General features: G+C 51.0%; 15 protein-coding genes. 9 read left to right on the top strand and 6 right to left on the bottom strand.

Annotated elements, in window-relative coordinates:
• Positions 1 to 24: 24 nt before the first annotated feature.
• On the bottom strand, positions 25 to 840 hold the full coding sequence (locus KK078_RS18290) for a DUF3108 domain-containing protein (protein ID WP_254091752.1): 816 nt from the start codon (positions 838 to 840) through the stop codon (positions 25 to 27).
• Between the two features lie 124 nt (positions 841 to 964).
• Positions 965 to 1,780 carry a 2,3,4,5-tetrahydropyridine-2,6-dicarboxylate N-succinyltransferase gene (locus tag KK078_RS18285; RefSeq protein ID WP_254091751.1) on the bottom strand — a complete coding sequence of 272 codons (816 nt, stop codon included), beginning with the start codon at positions 1,778 to 1,780 and terminating at the stop codon, positions 965 to 967.
• 29 nt (positions 1,781 to 1,809) lie between these two features.
• Here KK078_RS18285 and KK078_RS18280 point away from each other — a divergent pair, with 29 nt between their 5' ends.
• On the top strand, positions 1,810 to 2,922 hold the full coding sequence (locus tag KK078_RS18280; protein ID WP_254091750.1) for a glycosyltransferase family protein: 1,113 nt from the start codon (positions 1,810 to 1,812) through the stop codon (positions 2,920 to 2,922).
• 95 nt (positions 2,923 to 3,017) lie between these two features.
• Here KK078_RS18280 and KK078_RS18275 read toward each other — a convergent pair whose 3' ends face one another.
• Positions 3,018 to 3,860, bottom strand: a complete 843-nt coding sequence (locus KK078_RS18275) for an energy transducer TonB (RefSeq protein WP_254091749.1) — start codon at positions 3,858 to 3,860, stop codon at positions 3,018 to 3,020.
• Between the two features lie 189 nt (positions 3,861 to 4,049).
• Here KK078_RS18275 and KK078_RS18270 point away from each other — a divergent pair, with 189 nt between their 5' ends.
• The 5 genes from KK078_RS18270 to KK078_RS18250 are packed head-to-tail and all read left to right on the top strand — an operon-like array spanning position 4,050 to position 8,648.
• Positions 4,050 to 4,706 (top strand): metal-dependent transcriptional regulator, encoded by a 657-nt coding sequence (locus KK078_RS18270; protein WP_254091748.1) that lies wholly within the window; start codon positions 4,050 to 4,052, stop codon positions 4,704 to 4,706.
• Positions 4,703 to 5,638 (top strand): metal ABC transporter solute-binding protein, Zn/Mn family, encoded by a 936-nt coding sequence (locus tag KK078_RS18265; RefSeq protein ID WP_254091747.1) that lies wholly within the window; start codon positions 4,703 to 4,705, stop codon positions 5,636 to 5,638. Before KK078_RS18270 ends, KK078_RS18265 begins: the two co-directional genes overlap by 4 nt.
• 9 nt (positions 5,639 to 5,647) lie before the next feature.
• Entirely contained in the window at positions 5,648 to 6,457 is an 810-nt protein-coding gene (locus KK078_RS18260; RefSeq protein ID WP_254091746.1) for a metal ABC transporter ATP-binding protein, read from the top strand.
• A complete protein-coding gene (locus tag KK078_RS18255) occupies positions 6,454 to 7,752 on the top strand; it encodes a metal ABC transporter permease (protein ID WP_254091745.1) in 1,299 nt (432 codons plus the stop codon). Before KK078_RS18260 ends, KK078_RS18255 begins: the two co-directional genes overlap by 4 nt.
• Complete coding sequence (locus KK078_RS18250) at positions 7,749 to 8,648, top strand: metal ABC transporter permease (protein ID WP_254091744.1); 900 nt, start codon at positions 7,749 to 7,751, stop codon at positions 8,646 to 8,648. The genes KK078_RS18255 and KK078_RS18250 overlap by 4 nt, the downstream gene beginning before the upstream one ends.
• Before the next feature lie 566 nt (positions 8,649 to 9,214).
• On the opposite strand, the gene KK078_RS18245 is transcribed toward KK078_RS18250, so the two are convergent.
• A complete protein-coding gene (locus tag KK078_RS18245; protein ID WP_254091743.1) occupies positions 9,215 to 10,366 on the bottom strand; it encodes an alpha/beta hydrolase in 1,152 nt (383 codons plus the stop codon).
• A 372-nt stretch (positions 10,367 to 10,738) separates the two neighbouring features.
• Here KK078_RS18245 and mnmE point away from each other — a divergent pair, with 372 nt between their 5' ends.
• The 3 genes from mnmE to KK078_RS18230 all read left to right on the top strand — a co-directional run bounded on the left by mnmE (position 10,739) and on the right by KK078_RS18230 (position 16,268).
• On the top strand, positions 10,739 to 12,100 hold the full coding sequence (gene mnmE, locus KK078_RS18240; RefSeq protein WP_254091742.1) for a tRNA uridine-5-carboxymethylaminomethyl(34) synthesis GTPase MnmE: 1,362 nt from the start codon (positions 10,739 to 10,741) through the stop codon (positions 12,098 to 12,100).
• Positions 12,101 to 12,422: 322 nt separating this feature from the next.
• Positions 12,423 to 14,840, top strand: a complete 2,418-nt coding sequence (locus KK078_RS18235; protein WP_254091741.1) for an ABC transporter permease — start codon at positions 12,423 to 12,425, stop codon at positions 14,838 to 14,840.
• Between the two features lie 423 nt (positions 14,841 to 15,263).
• The gene (locus KK078_RS18230) at positions 15,264 to 16,268 is read left to right on the top strand and encodes a phosphatase PAP2 family protein (RefSeq protein WP_254091740.1); all 1,005 of its coding nucleotides are present in this window, start codon (positions 15,264 to 15,266) and stop codon (positions 16,266 to 16,268) included.
• A 70-nt stretch (positions 16,269 to 16,338) separates the two neighbouring features.
• On the opposite strand, the gene KK078_RS18225 is transcribed toward KK078_RS18230, so the two are convergent.
• Both KK078_RS18225 and KK078_RS18220 read right to left on the bottom strand, forming a co-directional pair.
• Positions 16,339 to 17,355: a formylglycine-generating enzyme family protein gene (locus KK078_RS18225; RefSeq protein WP_254091739.1), complete on the bottom strand. Its 1,017-nt coding sequence runs from the start codon at positions 17,353 to 17,355 to the stop codon at positions 16,339 to 16,341.
• On the bottom strand, positions 17,352 to 18,785 hold the full coding sequence (locus KK078_RS18220) for a sulfatase (protein ID WP_254091738.1): 1,434 nt from the start codon (positions 18,783 to 18,785) through the stop codon (positions 17,352 to 17,354). Before KK078_RS18220 ends, KK078_RS18225 begins: the two co-directional genes overlap by 4 nt.
• Positions 18,786 to 18,922: the final 137 nt, after the last annotated feature.

Raw genomic sequence — 18,922 nt, 5'->3', positions numbered from 1 at the left:
AAAGGTTGCACGGCGCGCCGGCCGTTACTTGACAATGTTCAGGGGATTTTTGAGCCCGGAGTATTCCGTCAGCTCCACCCCCGCGCTGCCAATGAACATCTTGGCGTCGATCTTGAGGGGAATGCGGTTCTTATCGTCTGAAAACCAGGCAGTAATGGAGTTTTCACCATCAAAGACCTCGTTTTTGGGCATCAGGGGCTTAAACTTGAGCGCCCGTACCTTGCCCACCTTGATCTTGACGGTTTCCTTGCCCTGGTAGACAATTTTCATTTTGTAAAACTCATCCTCGAAGAACCCGGTGATCAGCACAGTATCTTTTACCTTGAGCTTCGAAAAATCCTGTACGCGCAGGTACAGAAAACCGGCGATCATATCGCGCACCTGGGCAGGGGCGTCGTAGTATTTGGGCTCTTTAAATTGGCCGGTTTTATTATTGATGGTCTTGACCTCGATCTTGCGTTTTTCATGATCGAAATTCGTCCATTCATCTTTTTTGTAACGTCCTTCGCGGATGCGGCGGTAGAACTGATGGGGAATAAGTGCCGCAGTATCGATGTACGCTCCCCACCGGTCATCCACGTCCGCTACCCAATCCACCATGCCCACCGTCTTGCCGGTCACGTCCACTTTAAAGCAGTTGCGGTCATTCATTTTATAGTAGGTAGGGGCAATGGTCGCACTGCCTTTTCCCACCGTGAATATGCCGTACGTCATTTTGAAACGAATGACTTCACCCCGCATGAAGCTCTCGTTTTTGACAACAGAATACTGCTCTTTGCTTTCTTGTGTGAAGGCAAAGATGACAGCTATGGCGGTGATCCAGAGACCCAACTTTTTCATAATCGCGTTATCCAAATTTACGCAAGGCGCATGATTGACAAATAAACGTTTTATGAAATTCAAAGGATGTGCCAACGTTATTACGAAAATATTACGAAAGCACACCTTCTGTCCAAAAAGACGCTTAAACGGCCACATTATTGTCCCGCAACGCGTCATTCAGCGACGTTTTCTTGTCGGTGCTCTCCTTGCGCTTGCCGATGATGAGCGCGCACGGCACCTGGAACTCGCCTGCCGGGAATTTTTTGGTATACGAACCCGGGATGACCACGGAGCGCTCGGGCACATAGCTTTTATATTCTACGGGCTCGGCGCCGGTCACGTCGATGATCTTCGAGCTGGACGTCAGCACCACGTTGGCCCCCAGCACCGCCTCCTTGCCTACACGCACGCCTTCCACGACGATGCAACGTGAGCCGATAAAGGCGTTGTCTTCGATGATCACGGGCGCCGCCTGTACAGGCTCCAGCACGCCGCCGATCCCGACACCGCCGCTCAGGTGTACGTTCTTGCCGATCTGTGCGCAGCTCCCTACCGTTGCCCAGGTGTCGACCATGGTGCACTCGTCTACATAGGCGCCGATGTTGACATACGACGGCATCATGATCACGCCCTTGGCCAGGTACGAGCCGTGCCGTGCAATGGCATGCGGCACCACTCGCACGCCCAGATCTTTGAAGTTGCGCTTCATATCGATCTTGTCGTGGAATTCAAACGGGCCGGCCTCGATGGTTTTCATCTGCTGGATGGGGAAGTACAGGATCACGGCCTTTTTGATCCACTCATTGACCTGCCAGTTGCCGTCTTCTGTCGGCTCGGCCACACGCAGCTTGCCTTTGTCCAACTTTTCTACTACTGACCGGATAGCCTCCTGGCTTTCCAGTGACTGCAGCAGCGACCGGTCTTCCCAGGTTTTTTCAATGAGTTCTTTCAGTTCCATTTTCTTAGTTTTAAATCCACGTGCAAGAAATGAAAAAAAGGAGAATAGTCCTCGCCTCGGTGCTGAAACCGGTGGACGATACGCGCATGTTTGAGAAAATGGGCGGCAGCCTGTCGGCCGCTTACGAAGTGCACGTCGTAGGCTATCCGGGCAGCGCTCCCGCTCCCCTCCGGAACGATGTGCTTGTGCACCCGCTCCGTCCCTTCCGCCGCATCAGCCTGGGCCGTATGCTGGCGCCCTGGCGTATCCTGGCCCGCGTGGTCGCGTTGCGGCCCGTCGTGTTTGTGTTCTGCACACACGAGCTGATCTTCATGGCCGTGCTGGCGCGGCTTTTAACGCGGTGCCGCCTGATATATGACGTGCGGGAAAACTACTACCGCAACATTTTATATACTGCCGCCTTCCCGCGCATCCTGCGCCCGCTCGTGGCGGGCTATGTGCGCGTATGCGAGCATATCGGCGCCGGGTTCATACATCATTTCCTCCTGGCCGAAAAGGGCTATGCACAGGAGCTATCGTTTGGCCGGGGCCGGAGGACCATCATCGAAAATAAATTACGCCGGCCCCCGGCGGTAGCTCCCGCGCCCCGGCAAACCCCTGCACGCCAGTTCCTGTTCACCGGTACCCTGTCGGAGATCACCGGCCTCTTCACATTCCTCGACCTGCTGGAAGCGCTCCACCGCCACGATCCGGCCGTACGCGGCACCATCATCGGCTATTGTGCGCTGGTGGCCGAACGGCACCGTCTGCAGGCGCGCCTGGCCACGATGCCCTACATTATATTGCATGGCGGCGACCACCTGGTGCCGCACCCCGCCATCGAACGCGAGATCCTGCAGGCCGACGCGGGCATCATCGCCTATCCTCCCAATCCCGCCACCGAGCACTCGTTTCCCACAAAGCTATACGAGTACCTGGGGTATCACCTGCCGATCCTGCTCATCGAGTATGCGCCGTGGGCAGACTATGCTGCACGGTTCGATGCCGCGGTAACCTTTCAACCGGCATCTTTTAACGCCGCGCACGCCCTGCAACAGCTGCGTGAAAAAACATTCTATACCACCGTGCCGGACGATGTCTTCTGGGAACACGAAGGCGAAAAGCTTCTAGCCGTGATCAATACGTTCGTACGCGAGCTATAAAAAAGGCCGGCGACTGCATGCAATCACCGGCCAAAGACAACCTTAAACTTTAAACTATATACCGCTCACCACAACAAGTATTTGATATATACACATTATTTATTTAGCGCAAATTTGATGGGTAAGGTCATGCGCACCATGACCGGCACGTCGTTCTGACGGCCCGGATTCCAGCCCGGCAACAGCGCGATGACGCGGGCGGCTTCCTTATCACAGTCAGGGCTGAGGCCTCTGACGACCTCTACCTTTGTTACTTTCCCATCGCGGCCGATCACAAAGCTGACATATACGGTACCTTCTAATCCCATCCGGCGAGCGCTGGCGGGATAGTTTATCTTGCGGCGGATAAAGTTATACATGGCTTCCATACCGCCGGTATATGATGCCTGCACTTGCGGCACCAGAACGATCTCGTTGGGATTTACACCGGCTGACGGAACGGCATCTACAGGCACCGTGCCCTGACCACCCTCCACTCCGCCGGCCACACCACCATCAACGCCCTCGGGCGGGGCAGGCGGGTTCTGCAGCACGTCGTCGACGGTTGGAATTGTCGTTTCCATCGGCGCAGTGGTTGATACCACCGGCGTTATATTGGCCACCGGCGGATCGACTGGCGGTGTAACGGGGGGCGTGGGCGGTGCGGGCGGTTGCGGTGGTTTAAATTCAGGAGGAGTGACATTCACAAAGACAAGCGTGTCATTTACTTTCGGATCCACCGGGCCGGGCCCGCGTTTGTCGCTACCGTCATCGAACATACTGGTGATTATCGGCACGACAAATAACAAACCGCCAAACGATACGCTGAGGAAAAATCCCGAGGTCAGGTTTCCATTATAAGACTTACGTACGGTATAGGCACCGTAATCTACGTTCCGGTTTTCAAATACCAGGTCATCCCAGCTCTTGGGGTCATTGGCTTTCCCTTTCGTTTCCATAAGCAAATGAATTTGGTTTAGATTCAATTCGCACTCAGAATGCGGCCGTTCACGGAAGGTCACGCTTCTTTGGAAAATATTTTTTCGGCCTTCCAGCCCGCCTGAACCGCCTTTTACCAAGATATGTTCTAAAAAATTTTTTAGATAACCCTAAACTTTTATTTTTACAGGTACGTTAACCTGATAGCCATGCTGAGCTATACTGAAGAAAATTACCTCAAAGCCATCTACCACCTGTCCGGCAGCGGCACCAAGGCCGTGCTGACCAGCGAAATAGCCGAAACCATGAACACCCGCGCAGCCTCGGTAACGGATATGATCAAAAAGCTTTCGGCTAAAAATATGATCTCCTACGAGAAGTACTACGGTGTCAAGATCACCCGCCAGGGAAAGGCGGAAGCCCTCATGGTCGTGCGCAAGCACCGCCTGTGGGAAACTTTCCTCGTGCAAAAGCTGCACTTTTCGTGGGACGAAGTACACGATGTAGCCGAACAACTGGAACATATACAGTCCGCTTTGCTCATCGAGAAGCTGGACGAGTTCCTGGAGTTCCCTACGGTAGACCCGCACGGCCACCCTATCCCCGACAAGACGGGCAAGTTCGTGGAGGTGCGACAGATCCCCCTGTCGGACTGCAGCGGTAAAAAGAAGATCACCATCCGCGCCGTACGCAACGGCTCGCCCTCCTTTCTGCAATACCTCAGCAAGATCGGAGTATACATCGGCGCGACGGTCGCGATCCTGGAAAAGATCGAGTTTGACGGTTCACTGGAGATCATGATCGACGGCAAAAAGAAAGTATTTATATCACGCGAGGCGTCGCAAAACTTACTGGTAACAGAATGAGCCCATCGTCTTATTATAGTATACGTCCCCTGACCTGGCTGCTGGCAGCGATCCTGCTGGCAAGCAGTTGTACCGAAAAGCCCAAAAGGCCGCATGAAAAGCTGCTGATCGTGACCACTACCGGCATGATCCACGATGCCGTGCAACACGTCGCGGGCCAATATGCTGACGTCGTTGCCCTGATGGGGCCGGGCGTAGACCCCCACCTGTATAAAGCCACACAAGGCGATGTACAAAAACTCTCCGACGCCGACCTGGTGTTTTACAACGGTCTGCACCTGGAGGGCAAGATGGTGGAAGTATTGCGCAAGCTCAACCGCATCAAGCCCGTGACCGCCGTCGCGGATGGTATCCCCGAAAACCAGTTGCGCACGGTGCCCGGCTTTCAGGGCAGCCACGACCCGCATATCTGGTTTAATGTGCACCTCTGGAAACAAGCCGTGCTCCAGGTCTCGCACACCCTGCAGGCAAAGGACACCGCGCACGCGGCTTACTATAAAACCAACGGCGACCGCTATGCGGCGCGCCTGGACTCCCTGCACGCCGCCGTGCAGGCTACGTTGGCCGCCTTGCCCGAGGCCCAGCGTGTGCTCATTACGGCGCACGACGCCTTTGGATACTTCGGCGATGCCTACCACGTACAGGTACGGGGTCTGCAAGGTATCTCGACCATGTCCGAGTTCGGGGTAAAAGACGTGACCGACCTTGTCAACTTTATCGTATCGCACAAGATCAAAGCCCTGTTCGTGGAAACATCGGTGTCGTCCAGGTCCATTGAAGCCGTCCTGGAAGGCTGCCGTCAAAAAGGTTGGCCGGTGGTGATCGGCGGCAATCTATACTCCGATGCCATGGGCGCCGCCGGCACACCGGCCGGTACCTACATCGGCATGATCCACGCCAACGTCAACACTATTGTACAAGCCTTGAACTAAATACGCATCATGCAACCTGACATAACAACCACTCCGGCGTTGGAGGTACACGACCTGACCGTAGCGTTTGACCGCAAGCCGGTGCTGTGGAACATCGACCTGAAGCTCCCGGCCGGCAAGCTCATCGGCATCATCGGCCCCAACGGCGCCGGCAAGTCTACGCTCATCAAAACCGTCATGGGCCTGCTGCCCCTCAGCAGCGGCTACGTGCGACTCTACGATCAGCCCATCGACAACGTGCGCGGCCGCATCAGCTACGTACCCCAACGCGAATCCGTCGACTGGGACTTTCCCGCCTCTGTCATGGACGTGGTGCTCATGGGCCGCTACGGCAAGCTCGGCCTCTTCCGCCGCGTGCGCCAGGCCGACCGTGATGTCGCCCTCGACTGCCTCCGCAAGGTAGGCATGGAAGCCTATGCCAACCGCCAGATCTCCCAGCTCTCCGGCGGCCAGCAGCAACGTACCTTCCTGGCCCGCGCCCTGGCGCAACAGGCCGATATATACTTCATGGACGAGCCCTTTGCCGGCGTGGACGCCGCCACCGAGAAAGCCATCATCGGCCTGCTTCAAGCCATGACAGAGGCGCAGAAAACCGTCATCGTCGTGCACCACGACCTGCAGTCCGTTACACGGTATTTCGACTGGGTCATTATGCTGAACACGCGCCTGGTGGCGTGTGGTCCTACCGAGACGACCTTCACGCAGCAGAACCTGCAGGAAACCTATGGCGGCAAGCTCACGCTGCTCAGCGATGTCGGCGACCTGATCCGCCGCGAGCACTTCCCGAACCGCGAAGGCATTTCAAAACCGGCGCTATGAATTCATTGATCGACTTCCTTTCGCTGGCCGATCCCAACATCCGCTTTGTGGTGATCGGTTCCATCCTGCTCACGGCCAGCTCCGCGATCGTGGGAACCTTTACCTTCCTGCATAAAAAGTCGCTCGTGGGCGATGCCATCGCGCACGCCGTGCTGCCCGGTATCTGCCTCGGCTTTATACTCTCCGGCACGAAGAACCCCGCCTACCTTATCGTCGGCGCGTTCATCACGGGCTGGCTCTCGCTGGTATCGGTGGAATTCATCACCCGTCGCACGCGCATTAAAGAAGACACGGCCATCGGCCTGGTGCTCTCGGTATTCTTTGGCGTCGGCATCGTAATGTTGACGGTGATACAAAAGAGCGGCAATGCAGCCCAGTCGGGGCTCGACCATTTCCTGTTCGGCAAAGCCGCCGCGCTGGTGGGCGAAGACCTCATGGTCTTCGGCACGGTAGCGGTGGTATTGCTACTTTGCGTGTTCCTGCTCTTTAAAGAGTTCTCCTTACTGGCCTTCGACAAAGCGTATGCGCAGTCCATCGGACTTCCCGTACGCAGAATAGAGTTGGTCTTGACCTCGCTCATTGTACTCGCCGTCGTGATCGGCATCCAGGCCGTGGGCGTAGTGCTCATGGCGGCCATCCTCATCACGCCCGCCGCCGCGGCGCGCTTCTGGACGCACAAGGTCGGGGTCATGGTTTTCCTGGCCAGCGTGTTCGGCGCCTTCAGTGGCCTGGCCGGAGCCTATATCTCCTACATCGCCCCCGCCATGCCTACCGGCCCCTGGATCGTCATCGTTATTTCGACCATTGCCTTTATATCCTTCTTCCTGGCCCCGCGCCGGGGCGTCATCAGCCGGCTGGTGCGGCAGCGTAGCATCCGTCGCACGATCAACAACGAGAACGTCCTCAAGACGCTCTACCAGCTGGGAGAAGAAAGTAAAAATTTCCTCCGGCCCCACGCCGAAGCCGACATTCTGCATAAGCGCCGCTACCCCGCAGCCCTGCTCGCCAGTGTGCTTCACCGGCTCCAACGCCAGGGCTACGTACAGCGCACAGGCACTGCCTGGCAGCTGACGGAAGAAGGCATGAGCCGCGGCCAGCGGGTGGTGAAGATCCACCGTCTGTGGGAGCTGTACCTGACGACACACGTCAACATCGCCCCCGACCATGTGCACGACGATGCCGACACCATCGAGCACTTACTCACACCCGAACTTGAAACCGAATTGGAACGCCTGCTGAACTATCCCCGGGTAGATCCCCACCAGGCCGAGATACCTTATAAGAAACCGGTATGAACGACTTATATATCATCCTGACCGCCTCGCTCGTAGCCTGTAGCTGCGGCCTGCTGGGCTGCTTCCTGATCCTGCGTAAAATGGCCATGGTCGGCGATGCCATCTCGCACGCCGTCCTGCCCGGCATCGTCATTGCCTTTTTACTATCCGGCTCACGCGACTCCCTGACCATGCTGCTCGGCGCCGGCCTCATCGGCATGCTTACCACTTTTCTGATCGAATTCCTCCACAAGAAAGCCCGGCTTCAGACCGACGCCTCCATCGGCGTCACCTTCACCTGGCTGTTCGCCATCGGCGTAGTGCTCATCTCCCTCTTTGCCGGCAAGGTCGACCTCGACCAGGACTGTGTGCTCTACGGCGAAATCGCTTATGTACCCCTGGATATGCTCCTCTCTCCCACCGGTCTCATCTTTGGCCCGCGGGCTCTATATATCATGGGCGCCATCTTTACCCTGATCGTACTCTTCATCGCCTTCGGCTATAAGGAGCTTTTGCTCACGACGTTCGATCCGGCCTTCGCCAGCGCCCTCGGCATCTCCGCTACGTTCTGGCACTACCTGCTCATGGGCGCGGTATCGGCCACTACGGTAGCCTCTTTCGAATCGGTCGGTGCCATCCTGGTGGTAGCGCTGCTCATCGGCCCGGCTGCCACGGCGTATCTTCTGACGGACAACTTCCTGGTGATGCTGGTCCTGGCGTGTATTGCAGGCGTGCTGGTATCCTTCAGCGGCTACTATGTCGCCGTGTGGCTGGACGGCTCGATTGCGGGGGCTATTGCTGGTATGACGGGGCTGCTGTTTGCGCTGGCGATGTTATTTTCACCGACGCATGGAGTGCTGTTTAAGAAGTTGCGTATGACAAGCAACGAAGTACCGGCGCCTGGTCCAACAACATAGGAATCCTTCTAGCGCATAGATCATGTCTCCATATGAAATTCAAGGGCATACCGTTCCCTGCCACGGTATCTGCACTGGCCTGGGATTATTTCAGGAATCACTATGCCATCGCACATGCCGGATGATCTGTTGAAATTGATAGATGCTAAGTGATCGTAGGGTGTTGTCAATGGCTTTTTTGTTAGGCCCACGATATACCCCGACGGGTTTTCGGTCGTGCCACACCTGTCGGTTGCCTTAACGTGTCATTATCCAATGGTATTTGCCACGCGTACTCTCTCTCCGGTTGCCAAATTAAGAGCACTCAATGTTTTCCAAAGGGGCGTTTTGTTCGAATCATGGTTAAAGGAATTCTGGCCGGTTGCATTTTTCTGATTTTTTTACAAAACTATTGAAAAGAATAAAGCATCGTATTGAAAAAACGAAATTACTGACGATAAAACGCAATAGCCAAAATAGGAAAGGTGGATGCAAGTTCCTATCTGCCAATGCAAAATGCGCCCATTACTGATAGTCAGTGTGTTTAACGATTCGAGTAACAAAATAGTAGCGGATATCACACTCACTTAGTCTTTTGTTCGTATATCATCGTTCACTTTCTGAATTATCCAGTGAGATATCTCATTCAAAGCTAGTGGCGAAAATGTCTGTTCAATTTTCGGGTACTCGACAATCATCCCCGTAGTACATTCCTGAAACATATGATTTAGTCCCTGCAATTCTTTTATGCTGAAATCTTCATTTCCCCCGGTAATTAGTGCGCTTTTGATTGCAGGTAAATTATCTGCTGCGATTGCCTGAACGTCTTTATCACCATTAAGTACAAGTACCGGGCATTTTACTTTTTCCAAGGTAGGTCTTGGATCGTAGGTGAAGAAATACTTGAACCAAGGACTCGTTAACATGGCGACCTGACGAGAAATGAATTCGTCTTTCGTCATATTTGGCGGTATCTGATCGGCAGGAATTTGCTCCTTATTTTCGTTGCCAAACTTTGTTAGTCTACTATGAAGATCGTTCTCATTCTCAGCAGTAACGATTATGCTGATTAGTGTTTCTATATATTCCTTGGAGCGTTGAATTTCACTTTCAGATTTTCCTGCCATTCGTTCCCAGGCAACCTGTCTCTTGACCATCAATTCACTTCCCGATATTCCAGGCCCTGCAAGCATCACCATAAAACTCACATCGCTTGATCTTGCAGCCACCATGGACGCAACCATAGCACCATCGCTATGGCCGATCAAGCCAATCTTGCAACTATCAAGCTCCTGTCTGGCTTTTAGGAACTGCACTGCGCTTTCCACGTCCGTTGAAAAATCTAAAGATGTTCCTAAATGAAAATCTCCTGTTGATTTCCCGAAACCCCGATCGTCAAATCTCAATACTGCAATTCCTTGCCTTGTGAGATGATCTGCAATTACTAGGAATGGTTTATGACCAAACCACTCACCATCTCTATTTTGAGGTCCGGAGCCTGAGATTAAGATCACCGCCGGTTTTTTACGATTCACGCTAGATGGAACTGTAAGTGTTCCAGAAAGCGTAATGTTCGCTGTGCTGTTTCTGAATGAAACATCCTCTATCTTATATGGAAATGGGCCCTTCGGCTCTTGCGGTCTATTAGGCGAAATAGCTTGCCTTTGCAACAGGAAATAGCTACTTACAGCTATAGTGACTAGTGCAACTGCCAAAATAGATAACCAAGTCTTCCTCATGCTTGAGGGTTTTACCTTTACTTTGTCCATCATGGTAAGATATAGAATAGAAGGAAGAGAAGGAAGAGAAGTTGTGTCCGAAAGTCGTCCAACGTCAAGATGTTGTATAAAGCCCAATTGCTCTACAAGCATGGCTATTTCAAATCGCAGTGGTCTAAAAATTGTGAAAAAAGCAAGTCAACCGATATAAGTCATTGACTTTCAGTAAGAAAAATTGAATTCACTTCCCGATACAAAACTTCGAAAAAATATTCCGTAGTAGTTGATCCTGTGATCCCCCCAAGATAATAGAGATCCTGCCCGATATCCATGGCCAACAAGGTGCCCCGGCCGTGTATTATAAAATCCGGCTTTCGATGTACCTTTGCGTCCATGCAGCACTCCGATACGATTGTCGCGCTGGCTACGGCGCAAGGTATTTCCGCTATTGCCGTTATCCGCCTCTCCGGCCCGGATGCCATTGACCTGGTCCAGCGCACATTCCGCGGCAAGGACCTGCGGGAGCAGCCTTCGCACACCATCCACTTCGGCACTATCGTTGACGGAGACCGCATGATCGACGAAGTGCTTGTCGCCATCTTCAAAGGCAATCGCTCGTTTACAAAAGAACCCAGCGTGGAGATTTCCTGCCACGGCTCCCCTGTCATCGCCAAAGAGATCATCAAGGTATTGCTCAAACAAGGCGCCCGCCTGGCCGAACCGGGTGAATACACCAAACGCGCCTTCCTCAACGGCCGCTTTGATCTGGCGCAAGCCGAAGCCGTGGCCGACCTCATCCACGCCGAAACCGATAACGCCCGCCAGGCGGCCCTCAACCAAATGCGCGGCGGCTTCTCCAAAGAGATCGCCCACCTGCGCGAAGAGCTGATCCACTTTGCCTCCCTCATCGAGCTCGAGCTCGATTTCGGCGAAGAAGATGTCGAGTTCGCCAAACGCGACGACCTCCGCCACCTTATCGAGCGCATTCAATCCTACTTGCGCGCCCTGATCCAATCGTTCGACCACGGCAACGTGATTAAGAACGGCGTGCCCACAGTGATCGCCGGTAAGCCCAACGCCGGTAAGTCAACCTTGTTAAACGCACTGCTGAACGAAGAGAAAGCGATCGTCTCGGACATACCCGGCACCACCCGTGATGTTATCGAAGATGAGATGATCCTCGGCGGCATCAACTTCCGTTTTATTGACACCGCCGGCCTGCGCGAAACACAGGACGTCATCGAGGCTATGGGTGTAGAGCGCACGCGCGAGCGCATGAAGAAAGCATCCGTCATTTTATACCTGATCGACCTCTCGTCCACTACATCGGCTCAAATTGAAGAAGAAGAGGGTACACTCAAGGAGCTGGGCATCCCCTATCTGAAAGTAGGCAATAAGATCGATAAGGCCGATCCGACATTGGTAGAGACGCTTCGCTCCCACGACTTCACGTTCATATCCGCCGCGGGCAAAACAAATATCCAGGGACTGAAAGATCGCCTGCTCGACCTGTTCAAGATCCGGACTGTTACCACCGGCGACGTATTGGTCACGAACCTGCGACACTATCAGAACCTGCTGCAGACAAATGATGCGCTGACCCGCGTGCTGGACAGCATGGACAACGGTATAACCGGCGATTTCCTGGCCATGGATATACGACAGGCGTTACATTACCTCGGGGAGATCACGGGTTCTATTACAACAGAAGATCTGCTGGATAATATCTTTTCTAAGTTTTGTATCGGGAAATGATTTCCCTAAACATTCCCCAACGAAATCGCAATAACACCATAAACGCGTGAGTCATGTCTCCGGAACATTGCCTCAACGTCACTAAATACATACTGATGAAGAAAATCAGATGGCTAAAAAAATGTATGGAGATAGCGTGCAAACTGTACCAAAGTGTAAGCTCGTAGAGAAAGAAGCCAGCAAAAGACCATGTCCGCCACCGATCACCAAACCTCACAACCGAACGGTAAATCTTTCAAAATACCTTACTAAACCTCGGTAATTGCAAGTTTTATACATTGGCCCGAAAATGGCAAAGGCATCGGAACCCTTAACCTGACTTATGATCGTCAATTATTTAAAGATCTCGCTTCGTAATCTGCTCAAGAACAAATATTACAGCCTCATCAACATTCTGGGGCTTGCCTTGGGTATCACATGCGTGTTCCTCATCAATCAATATCTTAGCAGAGAACTTGCGTACGATAAATTTCATGAAGGTTCAGAAAATATCTATCGCGTTATGTGGGAAAACGATAATCCACAAACACGAACTCCTCATCCGCTCGCACAGGCGATGGTGCACGACTTTCCTGAAGTAGAAAATGCTGTAAGTCTTTCTCCCCTCTGGGGCCCTGGCCTTACACGCGAAACGTTCTCCATCCGCAACCCGCAGAAAAACATTCAATACGATGAAACCGGTGTGCTGGCAGTTGACACCACATTCTTCAAAGTTTTTTCATTTCCGATCGTAAAAGGTGATCCCGACAAGGCGCTGAAAAAAATGGGTGGCTTGCTGATCTCAGAAAAAGCCGCACACAAATACTTCGGTGATGAAAATCCTATCGGAAAATTTCTCTCGGTCAATGACGACAAAACGCTTACCGAAGTCGTAGCGGTATTCAAAGATGTTCCGGAGCTTTCGCATTTTCATTTCGACTTCCTCGTTTCCTATGTTCTTGAAAAAGCACTCGAAGATCCGCAAAGTCAGTACTACACCTGGGCAGATTTCGGACACTATAATTATGTAAGACTGAAACCTGGAACAGATGCAAAAAAACTTGAAAGTCAATTAATGCCCTGGCTCAAAAATTATGTGGATTGGTCAGCTGAAGATCTGAAATACTTTGAGGACAATCGTTATGGACTGAAACTTCAACCTATTACAGATATACACCTCAAATCAAATGTTCGCTGGGAACTGGAGGGCAATGGCAACATAGATTATGTTTACATGATGATTGCTGCTGCAATTCTGATTCTTGTCGTCGCGTGCATCAACTTCATTAATCTTACGACCGCACAGTCAGCAGAGCGCGCAAAGGAGATTGGTATTCGCAAATCACTTGGCGCTTTAAAAAGGCAACTCATCATTCAGTTCACTGGTGAATCTGTGCTGGTGGCTTTGGCAGCGATGCTGGTGTCCCTTGCTATGATTCAGACACTGGTTCCAGTGTTCAACTTTATGACGGAAAGTGCAGTTCAGTTTTCGATGATCTCATTGATCACGATTTTGGCAGCGATCGGAATTGTCGTTGGACTTGTGTCCGGTATTTATCCGTCACTCTACTTATCGTCAGTAAAACCAACCGCAGTGCTGAAAGGTAAATTTCTGCAAAGTCCAAAGGGAACTTCGATACGCAAGGCCTTTACTGTTTTTCAGTTCAGTGCATCGATGGTACTGATTTGTGCTGCAGTCATAATCTTCAATCAGCTTCAGACAGTTCAAAACAGATCTGTTGGTTTTAGCAAAGAAGAAGTGATCGTAATACCCGTAAAAAATCAGGATGCCTTGGGAGATCGCTTCGCAGACGTAGAGACAGAATTCCGGCAACTTGCCGGTGTGAAAGAAGTTTCAGCAGCATCTAACATTCCGGGGCGATCATTCAATCAAAATGAAATTTTTGAATCGGCTCATCCTGAAAATGATATTGATGCTTCGGAGCTCATTGTTGATCACGATTTTCTTAAAGTATTAAACATTTCGCTGGTGGAAGGACGTGATTTCCTAAGGGAGAATCCTGCGGATGCAGACAATGCATTTCTGATTAACGAAACTACTGCGCGCAATCTTCAGCTCGATCATCCCGTGGGAAAGCAAATTATCTGGGAACGAGATGGCGATGCCCTGAAGGCGACTGTGATCGGCGTTGTGAAAGATTTTAATTTTCAATCCCTGCATCACACAGTAAAACCATTGTTGATCAAATTGGGAAATAATGGTTTCAATTACATCGTTCTAAAACTCAACACCCATGATTTCAACAAAACGATTAAGGAAATAGAAGGAACCTGGAAAAAATTCGACAACAGGTTTACGTTCGAGTTCTTTTTCCTGGCTGATAATCTTAACCAACAATATCGCAATGAGCAAAATATCAATCGCGTTATCATTGCATTCTCAGGAGTAGCCATTTTGATTGCCTGCTTTGGACTGCTGGGAATCGCAGCACTCACATTCCGCAACAAGACCAAGGAAATCAGTGTAAGAAAAGTTCTCGGTGCTGAGTTCGGCAATCTTGTGGTTTTGTTGCTTAAGGATTTTACTATTCTGATTTTGGTTGCCGTAATCATCGCTACACCGGTTGTAATCTGGATCATGCAACACTGGCTTCAGAATTTTGCTTATCGCGTTACGTTGAATCCAATCATTTTCATTGGCGCTGGAATATTTTTGATTTTACTATCGTGGGTTACATTAGGCTACCTCACGCTGACAATGGCAAGAATCAACCCGGCCACTACGTTGAAGAGTGAGTAGTCTTTAAGGTGAGAGACATTGTTCTCTTGTCGTAGGTGGTTTTCGAAGAGAAGCATTTCTAGGGATTCTTCTGGTTGTTTAGGCAAATTTTGTACTACTTTGTTATTCAACTCGTGTAATGCGCTGTCCATCAGCGCTGAAAGATTCTGTATTGGGAAGCAGCCGCTTACCTCAACTGATAATTAGTTAGTTACGCAGGGTATTCGCTCTTCAACTAACCTATGAATCCGGCTTTTAAAGATGATTATCAATGACTTAGCATATCCCGACCCCATTACTTTTCGATACCAGTTTGTTACTCAAAACCTAAACATCCCGAAGTGAGCAACAAATTTAAAAACCATTGAAAAATCATGTAACCATAGGGGGAAGTAACAATTGAATTGTCTTAACCAAACAAAACTCAATTTCACGCTAATCGTCATGTTTCTTTTGTTTAAAAGACTTTTATCCGTTCTGGCTTTAACTATGTTTATTACAATTTCTCTAAAGGCCCAGTCGATCACGCAGACTGTAAAAGGAAAAATCGCCGACCGGGAATCAAATAGTTCATTGCCCGGAGTAAACTTTGTGGTAAATGAATCTGACCCAACTATTGATAGTGAAATGGCTCTTACCCGTGCTCGGGCATTTACCATGGAAGAACCCAAACGGTATGATGGCTTATTTAATGATCCTGCCCGTATGGTTTCCGGCTTTGCGCTGGATGAAATGACGCGCGAGTTAAAAAGCGATCCTCCTACGTTCCAAAAAAATCTTTTTATTAGAAACATCTCGCTAAAGTCAGTTGCATTCCGACGGGCAGTTATTGCACCAGTACTATTTACGGCTGCAGGATTATTTACTTTAGACGATGATAATGATGATAACTATGAGATTCAGGAAGAAAGAAATAGATATATACCTCACTTCCGGCGTCATGCTGACGACTACTTGCAACATTCCCCTATTATGATTGTGTACGGGCTAAATTGGCTTGGTGTAAAAGGAAAAAATGATTTCGCTAATCGTACCGCCATTTTAATTAAGTCCGAGATGATGGTAGGGATTCTAACATTTTCTTTGAAACGAATTACAGCAGTACCCAGACCAGATACTAAAGAATTAACATCTTTCCCTTCGGGACACACTGCGCAGGCCTTTGCAACAGCAACTTTTATGGCCAGAGAGTATGGCCATAAAAGTATATGGTATAGTATCGGAGCCTATACAATAGCTACCGGAGTCGGGACAATGCGTGTTATGAATAACAGGCATTGGCTTTCCGATGTACTGGCAGGAGCAGGTATTGGTATACTAACCACAAATCTGGCATACCTCACCCACCAGTATCGTTGGGGTAAGAAAAATAAAGGCGGTCAAACGAGTGTAATGCCTTCTTATGACGGACAGACCGGAATGGTTAATATTATTCATCGAATTAATTAGCCATTCCAGGACACAAATCCCCAAAACCAATGCCCCTTTGAATGTTACGTGTGCCGGTCAACACAAGAAATCACTTCACACACCTGAACCCAATATGTGATAACCCTGTGTCAAACGCAGTTCCCTGTCTGGCACTTATCCGGTAATTGGAACAGTAATCCGAAGCGCATAAAAAGGAACCGCCTTTGGTGACATACTTCTTCACCTCCGGTTCTATCGGGTCGTATGATATCTCGGGCCCTTTTGGATTCCTGGAAACGCCGTTACGGGAGAGCCGTTGATAATAGCCGATATGGTAAAGATCACCGGTCCATTCCCAAACGTTGCCGATCATATCATACAACCCATAACCGTTTGCCGGGAAGGTGGCTACGGGCGACGTTCCTTTAAATCCGTCCTGGGAAAGGTCATGGTTTGGAAAACTACCCTGAAAATAATTCGCGGTAAATTTCCCATCCATGCTAAGGTCGGCATCCGATAGATGGACCAATTCCTGCTTGCCTCCGCGGGCGGCAAACTCCCACTCAGCCTCTGTGGGCAACCGCTTACCAACCCACTTACAATAGGCCACGGCATCCTCGTAGGCGATATGAACGACGGGGTGATCCCATCGCCCCTCCAGGGTACTTCCGGGACCTTCCGGTGACCTCCAATTGGCTCCTGTTTTCCAACGCCACCATTTTGACCAATCGTTTAATGTCAAGACGGGTTCGTTCGGCGGCGTGAATACCAAAGAGCCCGGGGCCAGTAAACTGTCATCCGGTTTTGGCGTACCGGCAGGCAGTTGCAGCTTGAGCACTTCCCAGTCGGGCACCCGCTCGGCCACAGTCACATAACCAGTAGCCTCCACAAACTTTTTGTATTGAAGATTCGTCACTTCCGTGATATCCATCCAAAAACCGTCAACGCTAATCAAATGCGCGGGCCTTTCATGTTCATAGGACTTTTGATCATTTGATCCCATGGTAAATTGTCCTCCCGGAATCCACACCATACCTTCCGGTTGATCGTCTTTACCGGGAGATTGGCAAGCGAAAAAAAAAGCGCATGCGGGGAGAAAGAAAAGTAGTAGCGTCCATTTCATCATATACCGGCTTGTTCAGCTTTAACTTCCGCCTTCCACTTATTCAGCGCCTCCATCAATTCACTTACCTGGGCAGGCATTTGGTCGGCCAGGTTTTGCTTTTCTTCCGGGTCGGCTTTAAGATTAAACAGCTCCGCTCGCTTGCTGACGTAAAAATAGATCAGCTTATAGTCACCTTTCCGTATGGCGCTGGACATCCTGTTCTTCCACTTTCCCGTCTCGGCGGGATAATGCCAGAACATGGCTTCACGTTCAGGTACCTTGCCTTTGGTGACGAGGGGATACAGGCTGGTGCCATCCACCCGATATCCCCGCGGCATCGCGGCCCGGGCGATGTCCACAAATGTCGGATAAAAGTCCTGGCTGCTCACCGGTGCGTCTGTTACACTTGCGGCTTTTATTGTGCCGGGCAAACGCATAATCAGCGGCACGCGAATGCCGCCTTCGTATAACCAGGTTTTGTTCATGCGAAGGCCGCCGTTGTTAGCAACATGATTGGCGCCGCCGTTGTCGGAGAAGAAGACCAGGAGCGTATTGTCTGCGAGTCCATTGCGCTCAAGGGCGTCCATGATCTTTCCCACACCGGCGTCCATGCGCTCCAGCATCGCGGCCAGATAAGGATTGTCGTGATGATCGGATTGGTGTCCTGCTTTTCCTTCAAATAGTTTCTCTGCCTGGCCTTCGCCGTACTTTGCGTCAAACTTTCTTTTGTATTTGTTGACCAGCGCTTCGGGGGCATCGAGCCTGGTGTGCACGCTGTAGTACGACAGGAACAAATAAAACGGGCTCCTTTTGTTTCTTTGAATGAACCCGGCGGCTTCTTCGCTTTGTCTGTCCGTCAGGTATTCGCCTGCTACTCCATTCGAAAATGTGCTGATCTTGTCATAGGGAAAAAAATAATCTCCATCGGCGATGTATTTTGTTTCGGTTCCGATGACTTCGTCGAATCCATGTTTACCGGGGCCGCCTTTATTGTTTTTAAAGTCGGTATCCAGGTGCCATTTGCCCACCAGGCCGGTGCGGTAACCTGCCTGGCCGAGCGCTTCGTTTATGGTGATATACCGGGCTGGATCCAGCAGCCGGCCGCTGGCGGGCGCCAGGAAGTCGGTGATGCCCACACGGGCAGGATATTGCCCGGTCATGATGCTCGCGCGCGTGGGAGAACATACCGGTGCTGCCGCATAGGCCTGTGTGAACCTGATACCTTGTAAGGCCAGCTTGTCAAGGTTGGGCGTTTCATTAAAGGAATTTCCATAGCAGCCCAATTCGCCCCATCCCAGATCGTCAGCCAGAATAAAGATAATATTGGGTTTTTCACGCTTTCCATCCGGCGTCGATATCAAGCGGTTGGCATGCACGTTGTGAATACCGGCCCACAGCAGGGTCAGCATTATCGTCACCGCGCAAGGGATAACGTTTCTGAGATGAGTCATCGTGGTAGGGATCATGGGCCGCAATAATACCCTGACGGGCGAGAAATTGCTGTCAATTTTGTAGTTAAGAATAGCAAAATTGTTGATTTGACGTCCTCTCGGGCGAGCGTTGCGCGGCAACCAGTTACCGGCCATGG

The organism is Dawidia soli, assembly GCF_018598185.1.
Taxonomy (GTDB): domain Bacteria; phylum Bacteroidota; class Bacteroidia; order Cytophagales; family Cyclobacteriaceae; genus Ohtaekwangia; species Ohtaekwangia soli.
The sequence above is the reverse complement of the archived record's forward strand: the minus strand, read 5'-3'. Positions and strand labels throughout refer to the sequence as shown.

Excerpts from the sequence above, each read along its gene's own strand:
- KK078_RS18285 (WP_254091751.1), bottom strand. The coding sequence starts at position 1,780 with ATGGAACTGAAAGAACTCATTGAAAAAACCTGGGAAGACCGGTCGCTG.
- KK078_RS18235 (WP_254091741.1), top strand. The coding sequence starts at position 12,423 with ATGATCGTCAATTATTTAAAGATCTCGCTTCGTAATCTGCTCAAGAAC.
- KK078_RS18260 (WP_254091746.1), top strand. The coding sequence starts at position 5,648 with ATGCAACCTGACATAACAACCACTCCGGCGTTGGAGGTACACGACCTG.
- mnmE (WP_254091742.1), top strand. The coding sequence starts at position 10,739 with ATGCAGCACTCCGATACGATTGTCGCGCTGGCTACGGCGCAAGGTATT.
- KK078_RS18245 (WP_254091743.1), bottom strand. The coding sequence starts at position 10,366 with ATGAGGAAGACTTGGTTATCTATTTTGGCAGTTGCACTAGTCACTATA.
- KK078_RS18255 (WP_254091745.1), top strand. The coding sequence starts at position 6,454 with ATGAATTCATTGATCGACTTCCTTTCGCTGGCCGATCCCAACATCCGC.
- KK078_RS18225 (WP_254091739.1), bottom strand. The coding sequence starts at position 17,355 with ATGATGAAATGGACGCTACTACTTTTCTTTCTCCCCGCATGCGCTTTT.
- KK078_RS18280 (WP_254091750.1), top strand. The coding sequence starts at position 1,810 with ATGAAAAAAAGGAGAATAGTCCTCGCCTCGGTGCTGAAACCGGTGGAC.
- KK078_RS18265 (WP_254091747.1), top strand. The coding sequence starts at position 4,703 with ATGAGCCCATCGTCTTATTATAGTATACGTCCCCTGACCTGGCTGCTG.
- KK078_RS18275 (WP_254091749.1), bottom strand. The coding sequence starts at position 3,860 with ATGGAAACGAAAGGGAAAGCCAATGACCCCAAGAGCTGGGATGACCTG.
- KK078_RS18290 (WP_254091752.1), bottom strand. The coding sequence starts at position 840 with ATGAAAAAGTTGGGTCTCTGGATCACCGCCATAGCTGTCATCTTTGCC.
- KK078_RS18230 (WP_254091740.1), top strand. The coding sequence starts at position 15,264 with ATGTTTCTTTTGTTTAAAAGACTTTTATCCGTTCTGGCTTTAACTATG.
- KK078_RS18270 (WP_254091748.1), top strand. The coding sequence starts at position 4,050 with ATGCTGAGCTATACTGAAGAAAATTACCTCAAAGCCATCTACCACCTG.
- KK078_RS18250 (WP_254091744.1), top strand. The coding sequence starts at position 7,749 with ATGAACGACTTATATATCATCCTGACCGCCTCGCTCGTAGCCTGTAGC.
- KK078_RS18220 (WP_254091738.1), bottom strand. The coding sequence starts at position 18,785 with ATGACTCATCTCAGAAACGTTATCCCTTGCGCGGTGACGATAATGCTG.